Source organism: Vibrio sp. 1069 (assembly GCF_033340555.1).
In genome coordinates, this window is record NZ_JAWOWP010000401.1 from 1 (window position 1) to 690 (window position 690).

At 46.4% G+C, this 690-nt stretch carries 1 protein-coding gene; it reads left to right on the forward strand.

Going from position 1 to position 690, the window contains the following annotated elements; translation table 11 throughout:
- On the forward strand, positions 1–622 hold a 622-nt coding region (locus R7040_RS26780; protein ID WP_318097635.1), incomplete at its 5' end, for a protein-L-isoaspartate(D-aspartate) O-methyltransferase.
- Between the last annotated feature and the right edge of the window lie 68 nt (positions 623–690).

A 690-nucleotide genomic window follows, 5' to 3' on the forward strand; every position in this document is an offset into this window, starting at 1 on the left:
TAACCCACATGCTGACAGGTTGATAGCGTTTCTTATCTCCAGTGGCATCAAAGATCAACGCGTTTTGGATGCAATGCATTGTTTACCGAGAGAGAGCTTTGTTTCTCAAGCGATGATGCACCAAGCCTACGATAACAATGCGCTACCGATTGGTCAGGGACAAACTATTTCTCAACCTTACATCGTCGCTCGCATGACCGAGCTGCTTGAGCTTCAACGTGCTAGTAACGTTTTGGAAATCGGAACCGGTTCTGGGTACCAAACCGCAGTTTTAGCACAAATCGTTGACCATGTTTATTCCGTTGAACGCATCAAATCTTTGCAATGGGAAGCGAAACGTCGTCTTAAGCAACTTGATATCTACAATGTCTCGACGAAGCATGGTGATGGCTGGTTAGGATGGGAAACGAAAGGTCCGTTTGACGCCATCATTGTTACCGCTGCTGCAGAAGTGATTCCCCAAGCGCTTCTCTCACAGTTAAAAGATGGCGGTAAAATGGTGATTCCTGTCGGAGATGCTGAGCAGCAACTACTTAGAATTGAACGCAAGGGTGACGAGTACCTTTCTACCGTTGTGGAAATGGTTCGCTTTGTTCCTCTTGTCGCGGGTGATTTGGCTTAAGGATCTGAGGTTAGGTGAGTAAGTTACTGCGTCATATTGGTATTAGCTTTGTATTAGCTGCGGGACTC